Below are 17,444 nucleotides of genomic sequence, written 5' to 3' on the forward strand. Positions count from 1 at the left end.
GGGCGTTCTCCGGCCCCGGCACGGACGCAATCCGGCCGCACGGGCGTTCTCCGGCCTCAGTCCCCGAACTCCTCCGGGTCCGGCATGGCCTCGATGCCGGCGAGCCGGCGGGAGAACCGCTCATGGGCGGCCTGCCGGCTGCAGCCGAGCGACTTGCCGATCGCGGCCCAGGAGAGCAGGTTGGCGCGGGCCAACCGAACGGCATCGACACCACACCGCGCGGCGGCCTGCTCCATCTGGGCCACGATCCGCAGCGCCGCCATCGACTGGCCGCCGACCGAGAGCTGTTCGACGCGCTGCGCCAGCGTGGCCAGCAACTGCTGGACGTCGCGCGGGATCCCGCCCTCGGCCTGGTCGACGTGGTACTCCCAGTCCGCGTAGGGCCCGGTGCGCCGGCCCACGCCCTCGGTCTTCTCGTCGTCGCCGAAGTCGATCGGATGCGTGTCGCTGCCGCGCCAGCCGCAGTTGCAGGCGGCCCGCACCGCGACGGCCCGTGGTCCGTCCGCCCCGTTGTAGAGCCACCAGGTGGTGCGCCCGTCGGCCACCGGCCCCGGCTCACTGCCGTCCGCCAACACCGCTGCCAAGTAGCCCTCGTGACGGCCGGTCTCGTCGCCCCACGACTCCATGACCGCCCCCTTCCACGGTCCGAATGTGCGTCAAGGTTCCCTGACAGGCTACGCGCCGTCAAGGTTCCCTGACACCCGGTTGCGGTGGCGCCGGCGGCAGGGTGGCGATGCCGGGAGCCGGCTCCGGCCAGACCAGCAGCACGGGACAGGGCGCGTGGTCGACGACGAACCGGCCGGCGGGGCCGAGGCTGCGGGGCCCCAGGCGGGTGCGGTCGCCGTCGCGGGCCAGGACCAGCAACTCGGCTCCCTCGGCCGCGGCGACCACCTCCCGCTCGACCCGGCCGGACCGCTCCACGCTGGCGCAGGCGCGGCCGAGTCGGTCGGCAGCGGCGGCGAGCAGTTGCCGGCCGGACTCAACGGCCAGGGTTTCCAGGCGGGTTCCCGGATCGCCCCCCATCCCCCGGCCGGTCGGCGCCCCTTGGGGTGTCCCCGTCCGAGCAGCCCGGCGAACGCACCGTGCGCCACACCGGGGACCTCGGGGTCGCTGACGTGCAGCAGCACGACATCGGCGCCGGCCGGAGCGTGGGCGCGGGCGGCGTCGACGCAGGCGGGCCAGGTGCCCTCGGCGATCCAGACGACGACGGCCATGGCGCTCACCCTCCGACGATCCGCAGTGCCCCCCACAGTGCCACCACCGCAAGCGTCAGGGCCGCCGGCACGACCAGCAACCCCACCCGGGTGAACTCGCCCAGGCCCACCTCGGTGTCGTGCTCGTGGACGATCCGCCGCCACAGCAGGGTGGCCAGCGAGCCGGCGTAGGTGAGGTTGGGGCCGATGTTCACCCCGAGCAGCACCGCCAGCACCGCGCCGGCACCGGCCGGCGCGGTCAGCGGCAGCAGCACCAGGGTGGCGGGCAGGTTGTTGATGACGTTGGCCAGTACGGCGGCCAGCGCCGCGATGCCCAGCAGGGCGGGCAGCGCGGTGCCGTGCGGAACGAGGTGCGCCAGGGCGGATGCGAGCCCGTTGTCGACCACCGCGCGGACCACGATGCCCAGCGCCAGCACGAACGCCAGGAACGGAACGGCGGCGGAGCGGACGATCGCGACCGGGGTGGTGCGGCGCCGGACCAGGGCGCGGACGGCGAGCACCAGGGCGCCGGCCATGGCGGCCCACGCCGGGTTGATCCCCAGGACCGAGGTGAGGACGAAGCCGCCGAGCGTGCAGGCGACGGTGACCAGGGCGAACAGCGGCACCTCCGGCGCCGCCGTCCCGGCCGGGGCCCGGGCGCCCGCGTCCAGGTCGGTGGCGAAGAACCGGCGCAGCACGGCGTACTCCACCGCGATGGCGACCAGCCAGGGCAGCGCCATCAGCGCGGCGAAGCGGGTGAAGCTCAGGCCGCTGGCCGCGAAGGCGAGCAGATTGGTGAGGTTGGAGACCGGCAGCAGCAGCGACGCCGTGTTCGACAGGTGGGTGCAGGCGTAGACGTGCGGCTTGGGGCGGGCGCCGAGACGGGCGGCCGTCACGAAGACCACCGGGGTGAGCAGCACCACGGTGGCGTCCAGGCTGAGCACGGCCGTGATCACCGAGGCGATCACGAACACCTGCGCCAGCAACCGGCGGGGCCGCCCCACGGCCGATCGGGCCATCCAGACCCCGCAGGCCCGGAAGAGGCCCTCGTCGGCGCAGAGCTGGGCGAGCACCAGCACGGCCGCGAGGAACCCGACCACCGGGCCGAGCCGCGCGGCCTCGGCCGCCGCGTGGGCGGGCGGGATCGCGCCGGTCGCCACCACCACCCCGGCTGCCGGGACGGCGACCACCGCTTCCGGCCAGCCCCACGGCCGTACCACCGCACAGACCAACACCGCGGCCAGCAGGGCGACGGACAGGGCCTCGGCGTAATACGTGTTCAGCGTGGTGCTCCTTGCGGGCGGTGGCGAACGGCAACGCCCATCGAAGCAGAAGCCCTGGTGGGCACGGTCGGCGGCGTGCCCGGTGCGCGGTGGCGTGACCGCATCGGTTCGCCGCGGGGGCTGGTGGCGGCCCGGCCTGGGGTGGAGAATGCCCGCCATGATCACTCCGGAGACGAGCCGCCCCGAACGCCCCGCATGGTGGCGGGGGCTTCGAAGCTTCATGTTCTTCCTGGTGAACGCCGGTCTCGCCACCCTCGCGTACGCGGCGATCACGCACCGGCCGGGCCACGTGCCGTGGATCGGGTTGCTGTTCGGCGCGCTGGTGTACGCGACGCTCAGCACGCTGTTCCCCCGGCGGCGCGGACGCTGAGCCCCTCCGTGCCCGACGGACCGCCGAGTCGACAGACCCGAGCGGTCGGGTCGACCAGTTGTACTAGCCCGCCCGGCGGAACAGGCCGGTGAGGAGGAAGTCCACTCCGAACAGCGGGGAGTCGGCCGGCTGCGGGCGCATGGGGCGGATCTCCAGCTCCGTCAGGTCGGCGAAGAGGTGGCGCAAGTCGTCGGCGGCGTAGGCGAGTCCGCCCTCCAGTCGGCCGCGGCGGTAGAACTCGGCGTCGGAGAGCCCGGAGCCGTGGCCGGTGGCGAAGGCGGTGAGGGCGAAGTGACCCCCGGGGGCCAGGCGGCGGTCGAGCAGGGCCAGGTAGGAGATCCGGCGGTGCGGCGGGAGGTGGTGCAGGCAGCCGGAGTCGTAGATCAGGTCGTACTGCTCGTGCGGGAGGTCGACGGTGAAGATGTCGCCCTGGTGGAAGCGGGCCTGGGGTCGGGGCGGGGCTCCCTGGCCGGCTGCGCGGTCCTCGGCCCACGCGAGGGCGGCCGGGGAGAGGTCGACGGCGTCCACCTCGTAGCCGTGGGCGGCCAGGTGTAGGGCGTTGCGGCCGGGGCCGCAGCCGAGGTCGAGGGCACGGCCGCCGGTGAGCGGGCCGCGCTCCAGGTGCTCGACGAGGTTCTCGTCGGGCTTGGCGACGAAGAACGGGACGCCCCGGTCGCGGTCGGCGTAGAAGCGGTCCCACCAGTCGGCGCTCCCGGGGGTCCAGCGGTCTGCCTCGGGGGTGAAGAGACCGTCGAGCAGACTCAGCACGTCCTCGACGGTACGGATCTGACGGTTCATCAGCAAAGCTCCTCGCGCTGTCGGTGCCTGGCAGCTTAGTGCTGGTCAGCGGGGGCGCCGGGCCCCGGAACGGAGGCACTGCCAAGCCCTGGCGGAGCCGGTCGGCTTCCCCTCCAGGCGCTGCCGTCACGCCCCGCCCCGCCCCCACCAGGGGCCGGCACGGGCCGTTTCCGCCGCGCGCCGGACCCTGCCGGTCGGAGGGTCGCGGAGAATTTTCCCGTGCCCGCCGACCCCCGCGGGCGGACGACGGCATCCGCCACCGAGGGCCCGTCGGAGCGCTCGCAGGGATCGATCAGCTCGCTTTCCCCACCAGGCCGCCGGCGATCTTCGAGCGCTCCTGATCACTCAGTGGGTTCGGAGTGATGGTCGAGACGGTGTACCGGTACGTCCCGTCGTACCAGGAGAGCGTCCTGGCTTCGTCGGTCGCCTCCGCTGCGGCCCCGGGCGGCCACTCCGGGAAATGACCCGATTCATGCGCATCCGGGAATTCGGTCCTCATTTGCATCGCTCTGTTGCAGTGAGTAGCGTCACCCCCATTCGATTTCGTGCATGAAATCGACACGGTGACATCCGTCCTGGGGAGGAATATGAATCACAGAGCTTCACGGCGCCGGACACGGATGGTTCTCACGGTCGCCGCACTGGCAGCCGCTTCGATCACGACACCGGCTCTCGCCGACGCATCCCCGTCACAACTGCCTTCCGGAGCCGCAACGGCCGGGGCGAATCACGGCTTCGACCCTGCCAAGGGCGTGGGTCTGCACGACGCCCAGCTGATGAGCGACCAGGAGAAGCTCGACAAGATCGTCGACCAGATCACCGGCGGACTTCCCGAATACGACCGGGCCAAGATACCGGGCTTCAGCGAAGTGGAGGTCGACGCCGCCCACCGGCACCTCCGCCTCCACTGGAAGGGCGAAGTCCCGGCCTCCGTGGCGAAGGTCCTGGCGCATCTCCCGGCCGGCTTTTCCGCGGAGGTGGTGCCGGCCAAGTACTCGAAGGCCGAACTCCACGCCGCCCGGGACAAGCTCCTGTCGAACGGACAGCAGAAGGACCTGGCGTCCAAGGTGACACCGGCCGCCACCCGAATAACCAGCGTTGCCCCCGCGGTCGACGGCAGCGGGCTCGACGTGACCTATGACGAGGACCGCGGCCAGGGCCGGTTCGATGTGCGTGATTCCTTGGCGCCCTCGGTGCGACAGGACAAGACGAGCGAGGTCGAGGCGGCGGCGGAAAGCCTCACCGGTGTCCAGGCGCACGTCCGGTACCAAGCGCTGAGCATTGACGCCCAGGCGACGCGGGAGGCCGACTGGTCTCCGTGGCAGGGCGGCGGCGGCTTGCAGACCGGGGGCGGCACGATCTGTTCGACCGGTTTCGGGGTCACCAGGAAGTCGGACGGGAAGAAGCTCATCACGACCGCCTACCACTGCGGGGCGCAGGGCCCTTACTACACGTGGAGCGGCAGCCACGCGTTCGTCGGCACCGCCAAGCTCGAGAACGCGTCGGCCACCAATGACATCGTCGGCATAGACCCCGGCAAGAACACCTCGGGAAACCGGGTCTGGGACGGGCCGTGGAACATGACCGGCTACTCGAAGGCCGTGTCGGGCTGGGGGAACAACAACGTCGGCGACATGGTGTGCACATCCGCTGCCAACTCCGGCGCCCATTGCTGGCTCTACATCCAGCAGACGGACATCAGTGTGACCGGTCCGAACGGCGTGACCAGGCCGGACGTGGAGTTCGCCTACTCGGACGACATAGCCGCGGCCAACGGCGACAGCGGTGGCCCGGTGTTCACCGGGTCGAACGACTGGACCACGGACGAGGCCCGAGGGGTGATCACCGCTCTGGACAACACCATGGACTGCGGCAGTTTCACCACGGCGGACGCCTGGCAGCGAAAGCCCTGGTGCTTCCACGGGGTCTACTACGTGCCGATCGGCAAGATCCTCCACGACCAGAACTGGAGCCTCAACACCGGCTGATGGAACGCCATGACCGCCGTGGTCGTCGGCTGAACTGATCCGCCGGACTCCGCCGGGGCGGGTGGCCGCCTTGCTGCCACCCGTTCCGGGCGAGGCGACCCGCCGATCAGGCCGTCCCGGAAACCGACCGTGCCGCGCCGGCCGCCCGCTTCGCCGCCAGCCGCTGGCGGGACGCCTCGTAGAGCACCGCCGTGGCGGCGTTGGCCGCGTTGAGCGAACTCGCCGACCCGTGCATGGGGATGGCCACCGTGTGGTCGCACAGCTCGCGCCAGGCGTTGCTGAGGCCGGTCGTCTCGTTGCCCACCAGCAGCAGGGTGGGCTGGGTGAAGTCGAAGTCGAAGACCTCGCAGTCGCCGTGCTCGTCGGTACCGACCAGCACGATCGGGTGCCCGGCCGCCCGTTCGGCGGTCACCCAGTCCATCACCTCGCGCGGCGACGGCACCCGCACGGCGGGCAGGGCGAACAGCGAACCGGTGCTCGCGCGCACCGACTTGCTGTCGTAGACGTCGGCCGCGTGGCCGCTCACCAGCAGGCCGTGGGCGCCGAAGGCGTCGGCGGAGCGGATGATGCTGCCCACGTTTCCGGGGCTGGTGGGACGGTCGAAGAGGACGCCCAGGAAGTCGTGGGAGACCGGGATCCGGGCCAGGTCGTCGGCGGGCAGCTCGACCACGGCGAGCAGTTCGGGCGCGGCCTCGTTCTTCTCCCCCAGCTCGGCCAGGAGTTCGGGGGCCATCGCGACCCGCTCGGCGCCGGGGACGGTGCGCAGCAGCTTGGCCGCCCACTCGGAGGGCCGGCGGTCGGCGTCGTGGATCAGGGTGCGGATCGGCCAGCCGTACTCGACGGCCAGCGAGATCGGCCGCACCCCCTGGACCAGGAACTCCCGGGCGCGTTGCCGCTTGGTCCGGTTGCCGAGCAGCGACTGCCACTGCTGGAAGCGGGCGTTGCGGGAGCTGATCCTCAACACGGGCAGGCACCTGGCGTTCCTGGGACGGCAACTGTGACCGGGGCAACTATACGCAGCCCGCCACGGGTTCCGGCCGGGCGATAGGCTGCCCCGGTCCGCCCCCTTCGTCCTGCTGACCTGCGAGGAGTCCCGTTGAGCAGCACCACCGCGCCGACGCCGATCACCGTGGTCGGGATCGGCGCGGACGGCTGGCGCGGGCTGGGCACGGCCGCCCGGGACGCGCTGCGGGCAGCCGAGGCGATCGTCGGCGCCGGCCGCCAGCTGGCCCTGCTGCCCGCCGAACTGACGGCCGAGCGGATCGCCTGGCCGTCTCCGCTGCGACCGGCCGTGGCGGGCCTGTTCGCCGGACTGGCCGCGCGCCGGGTGGCGGTGCTGGCCAGCGGGGACCCGATGTTCTACGGGATCGGGCGCACCCTCACCGAGGAGTTGGGCGCCGAGCGGCTGCGGGTGCTGCCGCATCCGTCCTCGGTGTCGCTGGCCTGCGCCCGGCTCGGCTGGCCGGTGGAGGAGACGGCGGTGGTGAGCCTGGTGGGCCGCGACCCGGCCGGCCTGCTCGGGGCGCTGCACGACGGGCGTCGGCTGCTGGTGCTGAGCGCGGACGGGGGCACGCCGGCGCTGGTGGCGGCGCTGCTGGCCGAGCACGGCTACGGGCCCAGCCGGCTGCGGGTGCTGGAGCAGCTCGGCGCGGACCGGGAACGCCTGCTGGACGGCACGGCCGACGACTGGCCGCACCCGCCCGGCGACAACCTCAACCTGGTGGCCGTCGACTGCCGGGCCGCCGACGGCACCCCGCGCCGCGGTCTGACTCCCGGCCTTCCCGATGAATCCTTCGAGCACGACGGCCAGTTGACGAAGCGTCACATCAGGGCGGTGACCCTGGCCGCGCTCGCGCCGGCCCCGGGCGAGCTGCTCTGGGACATCGGCGGCGGCTCCGGCAGCATCGGCATCGAATGGCTGCGGGCGCACCCGAGTTGCCGGGCGGTCAGCGTGGAGAGGAACGAGACCCGGGCGGCCAGGATCGAGCGCAACGCCCGCGCGCTCGGCGTGCCGGGCTTGCGCGTGGTGACTGGTCCGGCACCCGCCGCACTGGCCGAACTGCCGGTGCCCGATGCGGTGTTCATCGGCGGCGGGCTGACCGCGCCCGGGCTCCTGGAGTCCTGCTGGGCGGCGCTGCCGGTGGGCGGGCGACTGGTGGCCAACACCGTGACGCTGGAGTCGGAGGCCCTGCTGGCCGAGTGGTACCGGCGCCACGGCGGGGAGTTGGTGAAACTGGCGGTCGCGCACGCGGTGCCGGTGGGCCACTTCACCGGGTGGCGGCAGGCGATGCCGGTCACCCAGTGGTCCGTGATCAAGCGATCCACCTCGGAGCGAGGAGAAGCCCTGTGACCGTCTACTTCATCGGTGCCGGCCCGGGGGCCGCCGATCTGATCACCGTGCGCGGGGCCCGGATCCTGGCCCGCTGCCAGGTGTGCCTGTACGCGGGCAGCCTGGTCCCCGCCGAACTGCTGGCCGAATGCCCGCCCGGCGCCCGCCTGGTGGACACCGCCAAGCTCAACCTGGACCAGATCACCGAGGAGTTGACGGCCGCGCACCGGGCCGGCCAGGACGTGGCCCGGCTGCACTCGGGCGACCCGTCGGTGTTCAGCGCGGTCGCCGAGCAGATGCGCCGACTCGACGCGGCCGGCGTGCCCTACGAGGTGGTACCGGGCGTGCCGGCGTTCGCGGCGGCCGCGGCGGCGCTGAAGCGGGAGTTGACCGTGCCGACGGTGGGCCAGACGGTGATCCTGACCCGGATCGCCCAGCAGGCCACTCCGATGCCGCCGGGCGAGGACCTGGCCACCCTGGGTCGCAGCGGCGCCCTGCTGGTGCTGCACCTGGCGGCCCGTTACGTGGACCGGGTGGTGGCCGAACTCCTGCCGCACTACGGTGCCGACTGCCCGGCCGCGGTGGTGGCGATGGCCAGCCGCCCGGACGAGCTGGTGCTGCGCGGGAGCCTGGCGGACATCGCGGACCAGGTGAAGGCGGCGGGCGTGCTGCGCACCGCCGTCATCATGGTGGGCCGCACGCTGGCCGCGGAGCAGTTCCAGGACAGCCACCTGTACTCCTGCGACCGCGACCGTTCCGCGCAACTGTAGTGCCACGCGCGGCTCGTACGCACGGCTCGCGGCCGGCGGCCGGCGGCCGGCGGCCCGTGCGTGCGCGGCCGCCGGATCGGTGCTCAGCCGCCCAGGCCGTGCGGTTCGCGGTCAGCGGTTCGCGGTCAGCGGTTCGCGGCCGGTGCACAGCGGCCGACGACGGTGCCGGCCCGGTCGATGCAGATGACGTCGACCGCGACCGGCGCCTCGCGCAGCACCTCCAGCGCGGTGGTCCGGGCCGCCTCGGCGACCAGGTCGCCCAGCGGCACGCCGGCCGCCCGGCACGACTGCACCGCCTGCAGTCCGGTGTTGGCGCCGGCCACGGCGGCCACCAGCTCGGCGTCGGCGCCGCCGGTGCGGGCCAGTTCGGCGAGGTAGCCCTTGTCCACCTGGGAGCGGGAGGAGTGCAGGTCGAGGTGGCCGGCGGCGAGCTTGGAGAGCTTGGCGAAGCCCCCCGCGATGGTCAGCCGCGGCACCGGGTGGCGCCGCAGGTACTTGAGCACGGCGCCGGCGAAGTCGCCCATGTCGAGCAGGGCGTCCTCGGGCAGCCCGTACTCGGCGATCGCGACCTTCTCCGAGGTGGAGCCGGTGCAGCCGGCCACATGGGTGCGCCCGGCGGCCCTGGCCACGTCCACGCCGCGCCGGATCGACTCGATCCAGGCCGAGCAGGAGTAGGGCACCACCACGCCGGTGGTGCCCAGCACCGAGAGCCCGCCGAGGATGCCCAGGCGCGGGTTCCAGGTGGAGCGGGCCAGTTCGGCGCCGTTGTCGATGGCGATCTCGATCTCCACGTCGCCGCTGCCGCCGTGCGCGGCGGCCACCGCGGCAACCGCGCTGCGCATCATTTCGCGCGGCACCGGGTTGATCGCCGGCTCGCCGACCGCCAGCGGCAGGCCGGGCTTGGTGACGGTGCCGACACCGTCACCGCCACGGAACACCACGCCGCTGCCGGGCGCGCCGGGCCGCACGGTGGAGCGCACCACGGCGCCGTGGGTGACGTCCGGGTCGTCGCCGGCGTCCTTGACCACGGCGGCCATCGCGCTGCCGTCCGCCAACCGCTCGCCGGCCAAGGCGAACGCGGGCTGCTGGCCCTTGGGCAGGGTGATCCGCACCGGGTCGGGGAACGCGCCGGTGAGCAGGGCGGTGTAGGCGGCGGTGGTGGCAGCGGTGGCGCAGGCGCCGGTGGTCCAGCCGGGGCGCAGTCCGCTGCTGCGCAACTGGCCGCTGCGTCCACCCTCCCCCGTGACCGCGCCGGTAACCCCGTTGCCCGTACTCTCAGCCACGCCAAACCCTTCGTTCATCCAGGCTCGCCGATGAGGAGACACCCGTGAAGCACATCCTGATCCTCGGCGGCACCACCGAGGGGCGGCAGCTGGCCGCGGCCCTGGCGGCCGAGCCGTCGGTGCGCGTGACCAGTTCGCTGGCCGGTCGGGTGGCCGAACCGCGGCTGCCGGCCGGCGAGGTGCGGGTGGGCGGCTTCGGCGGTGCCGCCGGCCTCGCCGCCTGGCTGCGCGAGCAGCAGGTGCACACCCTCATCGACGCCACGCATCCCTTCGCCCAGGTGATCAGCCGGAACGCGGCCGAGGCCGCCGCCGCGACCCATACTCCCCTGCTGGCACTGCGCCGCCCCAGCTGGGTCCCGGTCGAGGGTGACCGGTGGCATCCGGTGGACTCACTGGCGGCGGCTGCCGCACTGCTGCCGAGCCTGGGGCGGCGGGCGCTGCTGACCACCGGGCGGCTCGGGATGTCGGAGTTCGCGCAGGTCAGCGGCGTGCACCTGGTGGCCCGCTCGGTGGAGCCGCCCGAGCCGCCGCTCCCGGCCGAGCTGACGGTGCTGCTGGAGCGCGGTCCCTTCACCCTGGACGGCGAGCGGGCGGTGTTCCGGGAGCACCGGATCGACCTGCTGGTGACCAAGGACAGCGGCGGCGCGGCGACGGCTCCCAAGTTGGCGGTGGCCCGTGAGTTGGGGCTGCCGGTGCTGCTGGTGCGCCGTCCCGAGCCGCCCGCCGGTGTCCAAGTGGTGACTGATGTGTCGGAAGCTCTGGGCGAGTTGGGTCTTTGGTGAGGTAGCGTCCTGCTCGAACCAGCACTCGGCCCTGGAGGGAGCCTGCGATGGCCCGTCGGACCACGCCCCAGCGAAGCGCCGGACCACGGCGGCGGAGCATCGCGATCCCGGACCAGAGCGGCCGACTGGCCGTCGTCACGGGTGCGAACAGCGGCATCGGCTACCACACCGCCCGGATGCTGGCGCTGGCCGGCGCCGAAGTGGTGCTGGCGGTGCGCAACGACGCCCAGGGTGAGGCCGCGGCGGACCGCATCCGGGCCAATGAGCCGACCACCGGGCCGGTTTCGGTGGCCACCGTGGACCTGGCCAACCTGGAGTCGGTCGCCTCGTTCGCCGACGTACTGCTGGAGCGCGGCCGGCCGGTCGACCTGCTGATCAACAACGCCGGAGTGATGGCCGTGCCGACCCGGCACACCACCAAGGACGGCTTCGAGCTGCAGTTCGGCACCAACCACCTGGGCCACTTCGCGCTCACCGGCCGCCTGCTGCCGCTGCTGCGGGCGGCCGGCGCGCCCCGCGTGGTCACGGTGAGCAGCCTGACCGCCCGGCAGGGCCGGCTGGCCCTGGACAACCTGAACGCCGAGCGGGCCTACCGCCCTTGGCCCGCCTACAGCGCCTCCAAGCTGGCCAACCTGCTGTTCGCCCAGGAACTGCAGCGGCTGAGCGACCGGCAGCGCTGGGGCATCCTGAGCGCCGCCGCGCACCCGGGCTTCTCCCGGACCAACCTGGTCAATTCGGGCCCCCGGCTCGGTCCTCGGTCGAACAGGGGCCTGGGTCTGTTGATGCGGATCACGCTGGGATCGCAGAGCGCGGAGCAGGGCGCGCTGCCCAGCCTGCTCGCGGCGACCGGCGCGCGGGTGGTCGGCGGCGGGTACTACGGGCCCGGCGGGCCGTTCGAGCTCGGCGGGGCGCCGACCACCGTGCGGCTGCCGCGACGGGCCACCGACCTGGCGACGGCGGCCCGGCTCTGGCAGGCCTCCGAGCAGCTCACCGGGGTGGGGTTCCCGGCCTGAGCCCCTGCCGGTCGCCACCGCCGCTACCGGCGCGGCTGCCCCGGCGCGCCGACCCCGGCACAGCTTCCCCGGCGTGGCTACCCCGGCGCGGCGCCCCCGGCACAGCTTCCCCGGCGCGGTGCCCCCGGCAGGGCAGCCGCTCCGCTGACCCAGAGCGCCCAGGCCAGCTCGTACGCGCCGCCGCGACCTGCCGTCAACTCCCGTTGCAGCAGCCGCTCGGCGGTGCGCAGGTGGTCCAGCACGGTCTGCTGGTGCAGCCCCAGCGCCGCCTGGGTGTCGCGGGCGTTGGCTCCCGCCGTCACCCAGCCGGCCAGGGTGCGCAGCAGCGGGCGGCGGTCCTCCGCCAGCGGGGCCAGGAACGCCTGCGCCCAGGCCTTGGCGGCCTCGCAGGACAGGATCGCGGACAGCCTGACCCGATGGCCCGTGCTCCCCCGCCCCGGGGCCTCGCCGAGCAGTTGCAGCGCCAGGTCCAGCACCGCCCGCTCCTGGAACGAGCCCCAGTCCAGGCCGAGCATGCCGACGCCGCGTTCGATCCGGCGGGCCACCGTGTTGCGGTGCACGTCCAGCATCCGGCCGGTCTGCGCATGGCTGAAGGCGAGCGCCAGGCGGGTGGTCTCGATCACCTCGTCGCGCTGGTCCCGGGGCAGTTCCAGCACCGGAGCGAGTAGCCGTTCCGCCCAGGCCGTGGCCGACTCGCCGAGCAGCTGGGCGAGTTGGGTCTGGGCTTGGTAGAGGGCGTGCCGGTGCGGGAGGTTGCGGGCCACGGTGAGGGCGTTGAACGCCTCGCGGTAGGCGTCGGCGGTGCGGGCGAGGTCCACCGTGGTGCTGCCGCCCAGGTGGTGGTCGGGGCGCCGCTCGACCACGTCGCGCAGGGCCAGCCCGGTGGGGCACCAGCCCTGCTCGTCCAGCGGCGCGTCCTGCGGCAGCGGGGCGAGCACGATCAGGTGGGTGTCGTGGGCCGGGCAGCGGACCAGGAGCGCCCGGCCGGCGAGGCTGCCGGCGAGCACCCGGGCGGTGACGTTGCGATCGGTGGTGGTGCAGTCGACCAGGTAGACCCTGGCCCGTTCGTGCACCAGGACGCCGGGCACCAGGGCCGCCGCGGTGCGCCGGGCCAGGGTGATCTGGCCGCCCATCAGCAGCTGGAACGCCGCGACCCGGAGGGAGGCGGACACCTGGTGCAGGGCGGCCCGCTCGGCGGCGGACTCACGGGCGGCGAGCAGGCGGCCCAGCACCGTTTCGGTGTGGGTGACCAGCCGGACCTCCAGCGCGGTGAGCGGCTCCGGCCGGCGCAGCGCCAGCACCGCGTGGGGGCGCCGGACGCCGATCGGGAACAGGCGCACGGTGGGGTCGGGGAGCGGGCCGGGGAGCGGGTCGGGGAGCGGGCCGGCCTGGACGGGGGCGCGGTCGGTGGTCGCCGGTGTCGCGGGGGGTGGCGGCTCGCCGTTGAGCAGGCGGCCCACCGCCACGGCGGCCGGTGCCAGGCGCTCGGCGGCGCCGGCGGGTGCCGAGGCCTCGGGTGCGGGCGCCGCTGCGGTGGGGGGAGCGGGGCAGGCCGTGCCGGGGGCGCGCACGGTGAGGGTGACGTCGGCGGCCAGCTGCCGGGCCAGCCAGCCGACCAGCCGGGCGGGACCGTCGGGGCGGTCGGACTGCAGCCGCAGCTGGTCGAGCAGGGCGTCCAACCGGTCGCCGTGACGGGCGCCGTCCGACCGGTCGCCGTCGCGGGCGCTCCCCGGCAGCGGTTCGTCGGCCATGGACCTCGGCCCCACGGACATCTGCGGTCCTCCTGACTGCGCGGTGCGTACAAGGGCTGCGGTGCTGCGCGGGTGCGGTCGTGCAGTGGGTGTGCTGCGTGCGGTGGCTGTGCTGCGGTGGGGCGGGCGGCGGGTGAGGTGCGCTGCGGTGGGCGGGTGGCGGGTGAGGTGTGCTGCGGTGGGGCGGGCAGGGACGGAGTGTGCAGCGGTGAGGGTCCGGCCGGTCGCCGGGGTGCACGGATGAGGTACCCAGCGGTAATCACCGCGCGTACTCTCGAGGCAGGGACGGACCCGGCTGCCATACAGGGGAGGGCAGCCGGGCATCCCACGCATGGTTCGTCACCACGCGCGGAGCTCAGCCGTCATGAGCCCGACCGGCCCCCACTCGGCCGGGCTCTCGACACGACATGCCCGGGCTGAGCAAGCGCTCACTCAAGGGCTCGGCCGGAGCAGGCGCTTGCTCGACCCTTCCGCTCGGACTACCGCTCCGGGTAGCGCCGCGGCGTCCACACCACCTCGGTGCCACCGCCGCGCCGCACCGCCTGGGTCTGCGAGGAGCCGATCAGCAGGATGGTCCGCATGTCCACCTCGGCCGGGTCGAGCTCGGCCAGCTTCACCGTGCGCACCCGCTCGGTCGGCCCGCCGACGTCCCGGGCCATCACCACCGGGGTGTCCGGGGCGCGGTGCTCCAGCAGCACGTCGCGGGCCAGGCCCACCTGGGCGGTGCGGCTCTTGGAACCGGGGTTGTAGAGCGCCAGCACCAGGTCGGCGGCGGCCGCGGCCCGCAGCCGCTCGGCCACCACGGACCACGGCTTGAGCCGGTCGGAGAGCGAGACCACGGCGTAGTCGTGGCCCAGCGGCGCACCGGCCCGGGAGGCGGCGGCGTGCGCGGCGGTCATGCCCGGCACGATCCGCACCGGCACCTCGCGGTACGGCTCCTGGCAGGCCACTTCCAGCACGGCCGTGGCCATCGCGAAGACGCCCGGGTCACCGGAGGAGACCACCGCGACCCGCCGGCCGCGCCGGGCCAGGTCGAGGGCGAACTCCGCGCGCTCGGACTCCACCTTGTTGTCCGAGCCGTGCCGCAGCTGTCCGGGACGGACCGGCACCCGGTCCAGGTAGGTGGTGTAGCCGACCAGGTCGGTGGCGGCGGCCAGCACCCCGCGCGCCTCCGCGGTCAGCCAGAGCGGCCCGGCCGGACCCGTGCCGACCACCACGACCTCGCCCCGCTCGGGAGCCGGCTTGGGGTGGTTGATCCGGCTGGGCAGTACGGCGACCGAGAAGTACGGCACGCCGTCCGGGTCGATCTCCGCCAGCTTGCCGGTGCGCTCGCCGGGCATGGTGGCCCGCTCGACGTACCGGGCCTCGTCCAGCCGTCCCGCGCGCTCCAGGGCCCGGCGCACGGTCGGGAAGGTGCGGCCGAGCTTCATCACCACGGCCGAGTCGGTGGCGGCCAGTCGGGCCGTCAGCTCCTCCTCGGGCAGCGTGCCCGGTATCACCGTCAGCACCTCCTCCGCCTCCACCAGCGGCTCGCCCAGCCGGGCGGCGGCCGCGCTGATCGAGGTCACCCCGGGGATCACCTCGGTCGGGTAGCGGTGCGCCAGGCGCTTGTGCATGTGCTGGTAGGAACCGTAGAAGAGCGGGTCGCCCTCCGCCAGCACGGCGACGGTGCGGCCGGCGTCCAGGTGGGCGGCCAGCCGGGCGGCGGCCTCCTCGTAGAACTCCTCCAACGCGCCCCGGTAGCCGCCCGGGTGGTCGGTGGTCTCCACGGTGATCGGGTAGACCAGCTTCTCCTCGATCTGGTCGCCGCTCAGGTGGGGGGCGGCGATCGAGCGGGCGATCGAACGGCCGTGCCGGGCGCTGTGGTAGGCGATGACATCGGCCTTCGCGATCACCTGGGCGGCGCGCAGGGTGAGCAGGTCGGGGTCACCGGGGCCGAGCCCGACCCCGTACAGCCGACCGGTGACTTCCTGACTATCCGTCACTCGACCTCACTCGCAATCGCGTTGAGGGCGGCTGCGGCGATCGCGCTGCCGCCGCGGCGGCCGGTCACCACGATGTGCTCCAGGCCGGACGGGTGCTCGGCGAGCGCCTGCTTGGACTCGGCGGCGCCGACGAAGCCGACCGGCACACCGATCACCGCCGCCGGGCGGGGCGCGCCGGCCTCGATCATCTCCAGCAGGCGGAACAGCGAGGTGGGGGCGTTGCCGACGGCCACCACCGAGCCCGCCAGCTTGTCGCGCCACAGCTCCATGGCGGCCGCGCTGCGGGTGGTGCCCAGCTCGGCCGCGAGCGCCGGCACGGACGGGTCGGAGAGGGTGCAGATCACCTCGTTGTCGGCGGGCAGCCGCTTTCGGGTCACGCCGCTGGCCACCATCGAGACGTCGCAGAGGATCGGCGCACCGGCGCGCAGTGCGGCGCGTGCGTCGGCCACCACGTTGGGGGTCCAGAGCAGGTCCTTGACCAGGTCGGTCATCCCGCAGGCATGGATCATGCGCACCGCGACCTGTGCCACGTCGGCCGGGAGGGCGGCGAGGTCGGCCTCGGCGCGGATGGTGGCAAAGGACTCGCGGTAGATCGCCGCACCGTCCTTCTCGTACTCGATCACGGGGTCCTCCGGGCCGCGGCGACTGCCGCTGCCATCTGTTGGGTCGTCACTTCTGTTGTGCTGCCGGTCGGTTGGGAGATCAGATAGCCGCTCGGTCCGGTGGCCAGCACGTCCACCCAGGCACCGGTCGGGTGGCCGCAGCGGCGCGGACAGCCGGACCAGTGGACGGGCAGCAGCTCCCCGCCCGCAGTGGTGCCGCCAGCGGGCAGCAGCTCTCCGCCGGCGGCGGCGCCGCCATCGAGGGCCCCGGTCGCGTCGGCGCGCACATCGGCGAGCGACTTGGCGCAGCCCGGCGCGCCGGTGCAGGCGGTGGCGCCCTCCCAGGGCGAGCGGGGGTCGGTGCGCAGGCCGAGTGCGGCGAGTCGGGGCAGCACCGCCGGGTCGGCGCCGGGCAGGACGACGGTGCGCCAGGGGGTGACCCGCAGCTCGCTCCCGGCCGTCGTCGCCGCGTCGGCCAGCGCCCGCCACTGCTCGGCGGTGGCCCGGCCGAACCGCAGGCCCGCGCCGAGTGCGCCGGCCTGGGCCCCCACCACGGGTCGACGGCCGGTCAGCTCCGGCAGCGGGCGGCGCGTCAGGCCGAGCCTGGTCGCGAGCCGGGTGCCGTCCGGGTCGGCCTCGCGCACCCGCCAGGCGCCGTCGGCCAGCTCCAGGAACGCCTCGGCTGCCCGCAGCGCGGCCCGAGGGCCGTCCGTCGTCCCGGCGCACCAGTCGGCGCGGCCGAGGCGCAGCAGGGCGCTGCCGTCGGGGCGGGCGATCAGGGTCAGGTCGGCGTCCAACGCGGCGACGTCACCGCGGCCGTCGTCCAGGGCGAACAGGAACCGGCCGGAGAGCGCGCGGGCGGTCTCGGAGGCGCAGAGCAGCGCGTCCAGTTCGCGGATCCACGGCCGCAGGTCGATGCCGCCGTCGAGGCCCGCCAGCGGGGTGGCGACGATGTTGCGCACCCGGTCGTGACTCAGCGACGGCAGCAGCGCCGCCTCGGTCAGCCGGGCCGCGAGTTCCGCACCCGCGTCCGCCGCCAGCCCGCGCAGCTGGACGTTTCCGCGCGAGGTGGCCTCCAACGCCCCGTCACCCAGGTCGTCGGCCGCCGCCGCCAGGGCGCGCGCCTGCTCGGCCGTCAGCAGTCCGCCCGGGATCCGGACCCGCGCCAACGCCCCGTCATCCGCCGCGTGCAGCCGCAGTGCCCCGGGGCAGCCGTCGTCACGGCCCCGACCTGCGCTTTCGCGGGCAGGCTCCGGGGCGGCGAGTGAGGGTGACATGGCCGCGAGCATACCGATCA

At 74.2% G+C, this 17,444-nt stretch carries 16 protein-coding genes and 1 pseudogene; 6 read left to right on the plus strand and 11 right to left on the minus strand.

Annotation, left to right across the window (positions count from 1 at the left end; all coding sequences use genetic code 11):
• Nucleotides 1-56 precede the first annotated feature (56 nt).
• The 3 genes and pseudogenes from LN042_RS08805 to LN042_RS08815 all read right to left on the minus strand — a co-directional run bounded on the left by LN042_RS08805 (nucleotide 57) and on the right by LN042_RS08815 (nucleotide 2,476).
• Complete coding sequence (locus LN042_RS08805; RefSeq protein WP_230050147.1) at nucleotides 57-626, minus strand: hypothetical protein; 570 nt, start codon at nucleotides 624-626, stop codon at nucleotides 57-59.
• A gap of 58 nt (nucleotides 627-684) precedes the next feature.
• Nucleotides 685-1,214 (minus strand): annotated as a pseudogene (locus LN042_RS08810) (universal stress protein).
• Nucleotides 1,215-1,219: 5 nt separating this feature from the next.
• Nucleotides 1,220-2,476 carry an SLC13 family permease gene (locus LN042_RS08815; protein ID WP_230050386.1) on the minus strand — a complete coding sequence of 419 codons (1,257 nt, stop codon included), beginning with the start codon at nucleotides 2,474-2,476 and terminating at the stop codon, nucleotides 1,220-1,222.
• Nucleotides 2,477-2,633: 157 nt separating this feature from the next.
• Here LN042_RS08815 and LN042_RS08820 point away from each other — a divergent pair, with 157 nt between their 5' ends.
• A complete protein-coding gene (locus LN042_RS08820) occupies nucleotides 2,634-2,846 on the plus strand; it encodes a hypothetical protein (protein ID WP_230050149.1) in 213 nt (70 codons plus the stop codon).
• A gap of 63 nt (nucleotides 2,847-2,909) precedes the next feature.
• Here the strand turns inward: LN042_RS08820 and LN042_RS08825 are convergent, their stop codons facing one another.
• Both LN042_RS08825 and LN042_RS08830 read right to left on the minus strand, forming a co-directional pair.
• Nucleotides 2,910-3,644, minus strand: a complete 735-nt coding sequence (locus tag LN042_RS08825) for a class I SAM-dependent methyltransferase (RefSeq protein WP_230050151.1) — start codon at nucleotides 3,642-3,644, stop codon at nucleotides 2,910-2,912.
• Between the two features lie 292 nt (nucleotides 3,645-3,936).
• Nucleotides 3,937-4,143: a hypothetical protein gene (locus LN042_RS08830; RefSeq protein WP_230050153.1), complete on the minus strand. Its 207-nt coding sequence runs from the start codon at nucleotides 4,141-4,143 to the stop codon at nucleotides 3,937-3,939.
• 253 nt (nucleotides 4,144-4,396) lie between these two features.
• On the opposite strand from LN042_RS08830, the gene LN042_RS08835 reads away from it, so the two are divergent.
• Entirely contained in the window at nucleotides 4,397-5,632 is a 1,236-nt protein-coding gene (locus LN042_RS08835) for a trypsin-like serine protease (RefSeq protein WP_230050155.1), read from the plus strand.
• 106 nt (nucleotides 5,633-5,738) lie between these two features.
• On the opposite strand, the gene LN042_RS08840 is transcribed toward LN042_RS08835, so the two are convergent.
• Nucleotides 5,739-6,596, minus strand: coding sequence for an RNA methyltransferase (locus tag LN042_RS08840; RefSeq protein WP_372495696.1), 858 nt, complete (start codon nucleotides 6,594-6,596; stop codon nucleotides 5,739-5,741).
• Nucleotides 6,597-6,728: 132 nt separating this feature from the next.
• On the opposite strand from LN042_RS08840, the gene cbiE reads away from it, so the two are divergent.
• Both cbiE and cobM read left to right on the plus strand, forming a co-directional pair.
• Nucleotides 6,729-7,982: a precorrin-6y C5,15-methyltransferase (decarboxylating) subunit CbiE gene (gene cbiE, locus LN042_RS08845; RefSeq protein ID WP_230050157.1), complete on the plus strand. Its 1,254-nt coding sequence runs from the start codon at nucleotides 6,729-6,731 to the stop codon at nucleotides 7,980-7,982.
• On the plus strand, nucleotides 7,979-8,731 hold the full coding sequence (cobM, locus tag LN042_RS08850) for a precorrin-4 C(11)-methyltransferase (RefSeq protein WP_230050159.1): 753 nt from the start codon (nucleotides 7,979-7,981) through the stop codon (nucleotides 8,729-8,731). The genes cbiE and cobM overlap by 4 nt, the downstream gene beginning before the upstream one ends.
• Nucleotides 8,732-8,856: 125 nt before the next feature.
• Here the strand turns inward: cobM and LN042_RS08855 are convergent, their stop codons facing one another.
• Complete coding sequence (locus LN042_RS08855; protein WP_230050161.1) at nucleotides 8,857-10,014, minus strand: cobalt-precorrin-5B (C(1))-methyltransferase; 1,158 nt, start codon at nucleotides 10,012-10,014, stop codon at nucleotides 8,857-8,859.
• A gap of 44 nt (nucleotides 10,015-10,058) precedes the next feature.
• Here LN042_RS08855 and LN042_RS08860 point away from each other — a divergent pair, with 44 nt between their 5' ends.
• Nucleotides 10,059-10,796, plus strand: a complete 738-nt coding sequence (locus LN042_RS08860; protein WP_230050163.1) for a cobalt-precorrin-6A reductase — start codon at nucleotides 10,059-10,061, stop codon at nucleotides 10,794-10,796.
• Nucleotides 10,797-10,843: 47 nt separating this feature from the next.
• Entirely contained in the window at nucleotides 10,844-11,809 is a 966-nt protein-coding gene (locus LN042_RS08865) for an SDR family oxidoreductase (protein WP_230050165.1), read from the plus strand.
• A 77-nt stretch (nucleotides 11,810-11,886) separates the two neighbouring features.
• Here the strand turns inward: LN042_RS08865 and LN042_RS08870 are convergent, their stop codons facing one another.
• The 4 genes from LN042_RS08870 to LN042_RS08885 form a co-directional block, all read right to left on the minus strand.
• On the minus strand, nucleotides 11,887-13,581 hold the full coding sequence (locus LN042_RS08870; protein ID WP_230050167.1) for a helix-turn-helix domain-containing protein: 1,695 nt from the start codon (nucleotides 13,579-13,581) through the stop codon (nucleotides 11,887-11,889).
• Nucleotides 13,582-14,039: 458 nt separating this feature from the next.
• Complete coding sequence (locus tag LN042_RS08875) at nucleotides 14,040-15,545, minus strand: precorrin-2 C(20)-methyltransferase (protein ID WP_230050169.1); 1,506 nt, start codon at nucleotides 15,543-15,545, stop codon at nucleotides 14,040-14,042.
• Nucleotides 15,542-16,168, minus strand: a complete 627-nt coding sequence (locus LN042_RS08880; protein ID WP_230050171.1) for a precorrin-8X methylmutase — start codon at nucleotides 16,166-16,168, stop codon at nucleotides 15,542-15,544. Before LN042_RS08880 ends, LN042_RS08875 begins: the two co-directional genes overlap by 4 nt.
• Nucleotides 16,165-17,436 (minus strand): ferredoxin-like domain-containing protein, encoded by a 1,272-nt coding sequence (locus LN042_RS08885; protein ID WP_372495702.1) that lies wholly within the window; start codon nucleotides 17,434-17,436, stop codon nucleotides 16,165-16,167. The genes LN042_RS08880 and LN042_RS08885 overlap by 4 nt, the downstream gene beginning before the upstream one ends.
• Between the last annotated feature and the right edge of the window lie 8 nt (nucleotides 17,437-17,444).

The sequence above is a fragment of the Kitasatospora humi genome (assembly GCF_020907985.1).
Lineage (GTDB): Bacteria > Actinomycetota > Actinomycetes > Streptomycetales > Streptomycetaceae > Kitasatospora > Kitasatospora humi.

Coding starts and splice junctions, on each gene's coding strand:
- LN042_RS08805 (WP_230050147.1), bottom strand. CDS start 626: ATGGAGTCGTGGGGCGACGAGACCGGCCGTCACGAGGGCTACTTGGCA.
- LN042_RS08820 (WP_230050149.1), top strand. CDS start 2,634: ATGATCACTCCGGAGACGAGCCGCCCCGAACGCCCCGCATGGTGGCGG.
- LN042_RS08825 (WP_230050151.1), bottom strand. CDS start 3,644: ATGAACCGTCAGATCCGTACCGTCGAGGACGTGCTGAGTCTGCTCGAC.
- LN042_RS08830 (WP_230050153.1), bottom strand. CDS start 4,143: ATGAGGACCGAATTCCCGGATGCGCATGAATCGGGTCATTTCCCGGAG.
- LN042_RS08865 (WP_230050165.1), top strand. CDS start 10,844: ATGGCCCGTCGGACCACGCCCCAGCGAAGCGCCGGACCACGGCGGCGG.
- LN042_RS08870 (WP_230050167.1), bottom strand. CDS start 13,581: ATGTCCGTGGGGCCGAGGTCCATGGCCGACGAACCGCTGCCGGGGAGC.
- LN042_RS08885 (WP_372495702.1), bottom strand. CDS start 17,436: ATGCTCGCGGCCATGTCACCCTCACTCGCCGCCCCGGAGCCTGCCCGC.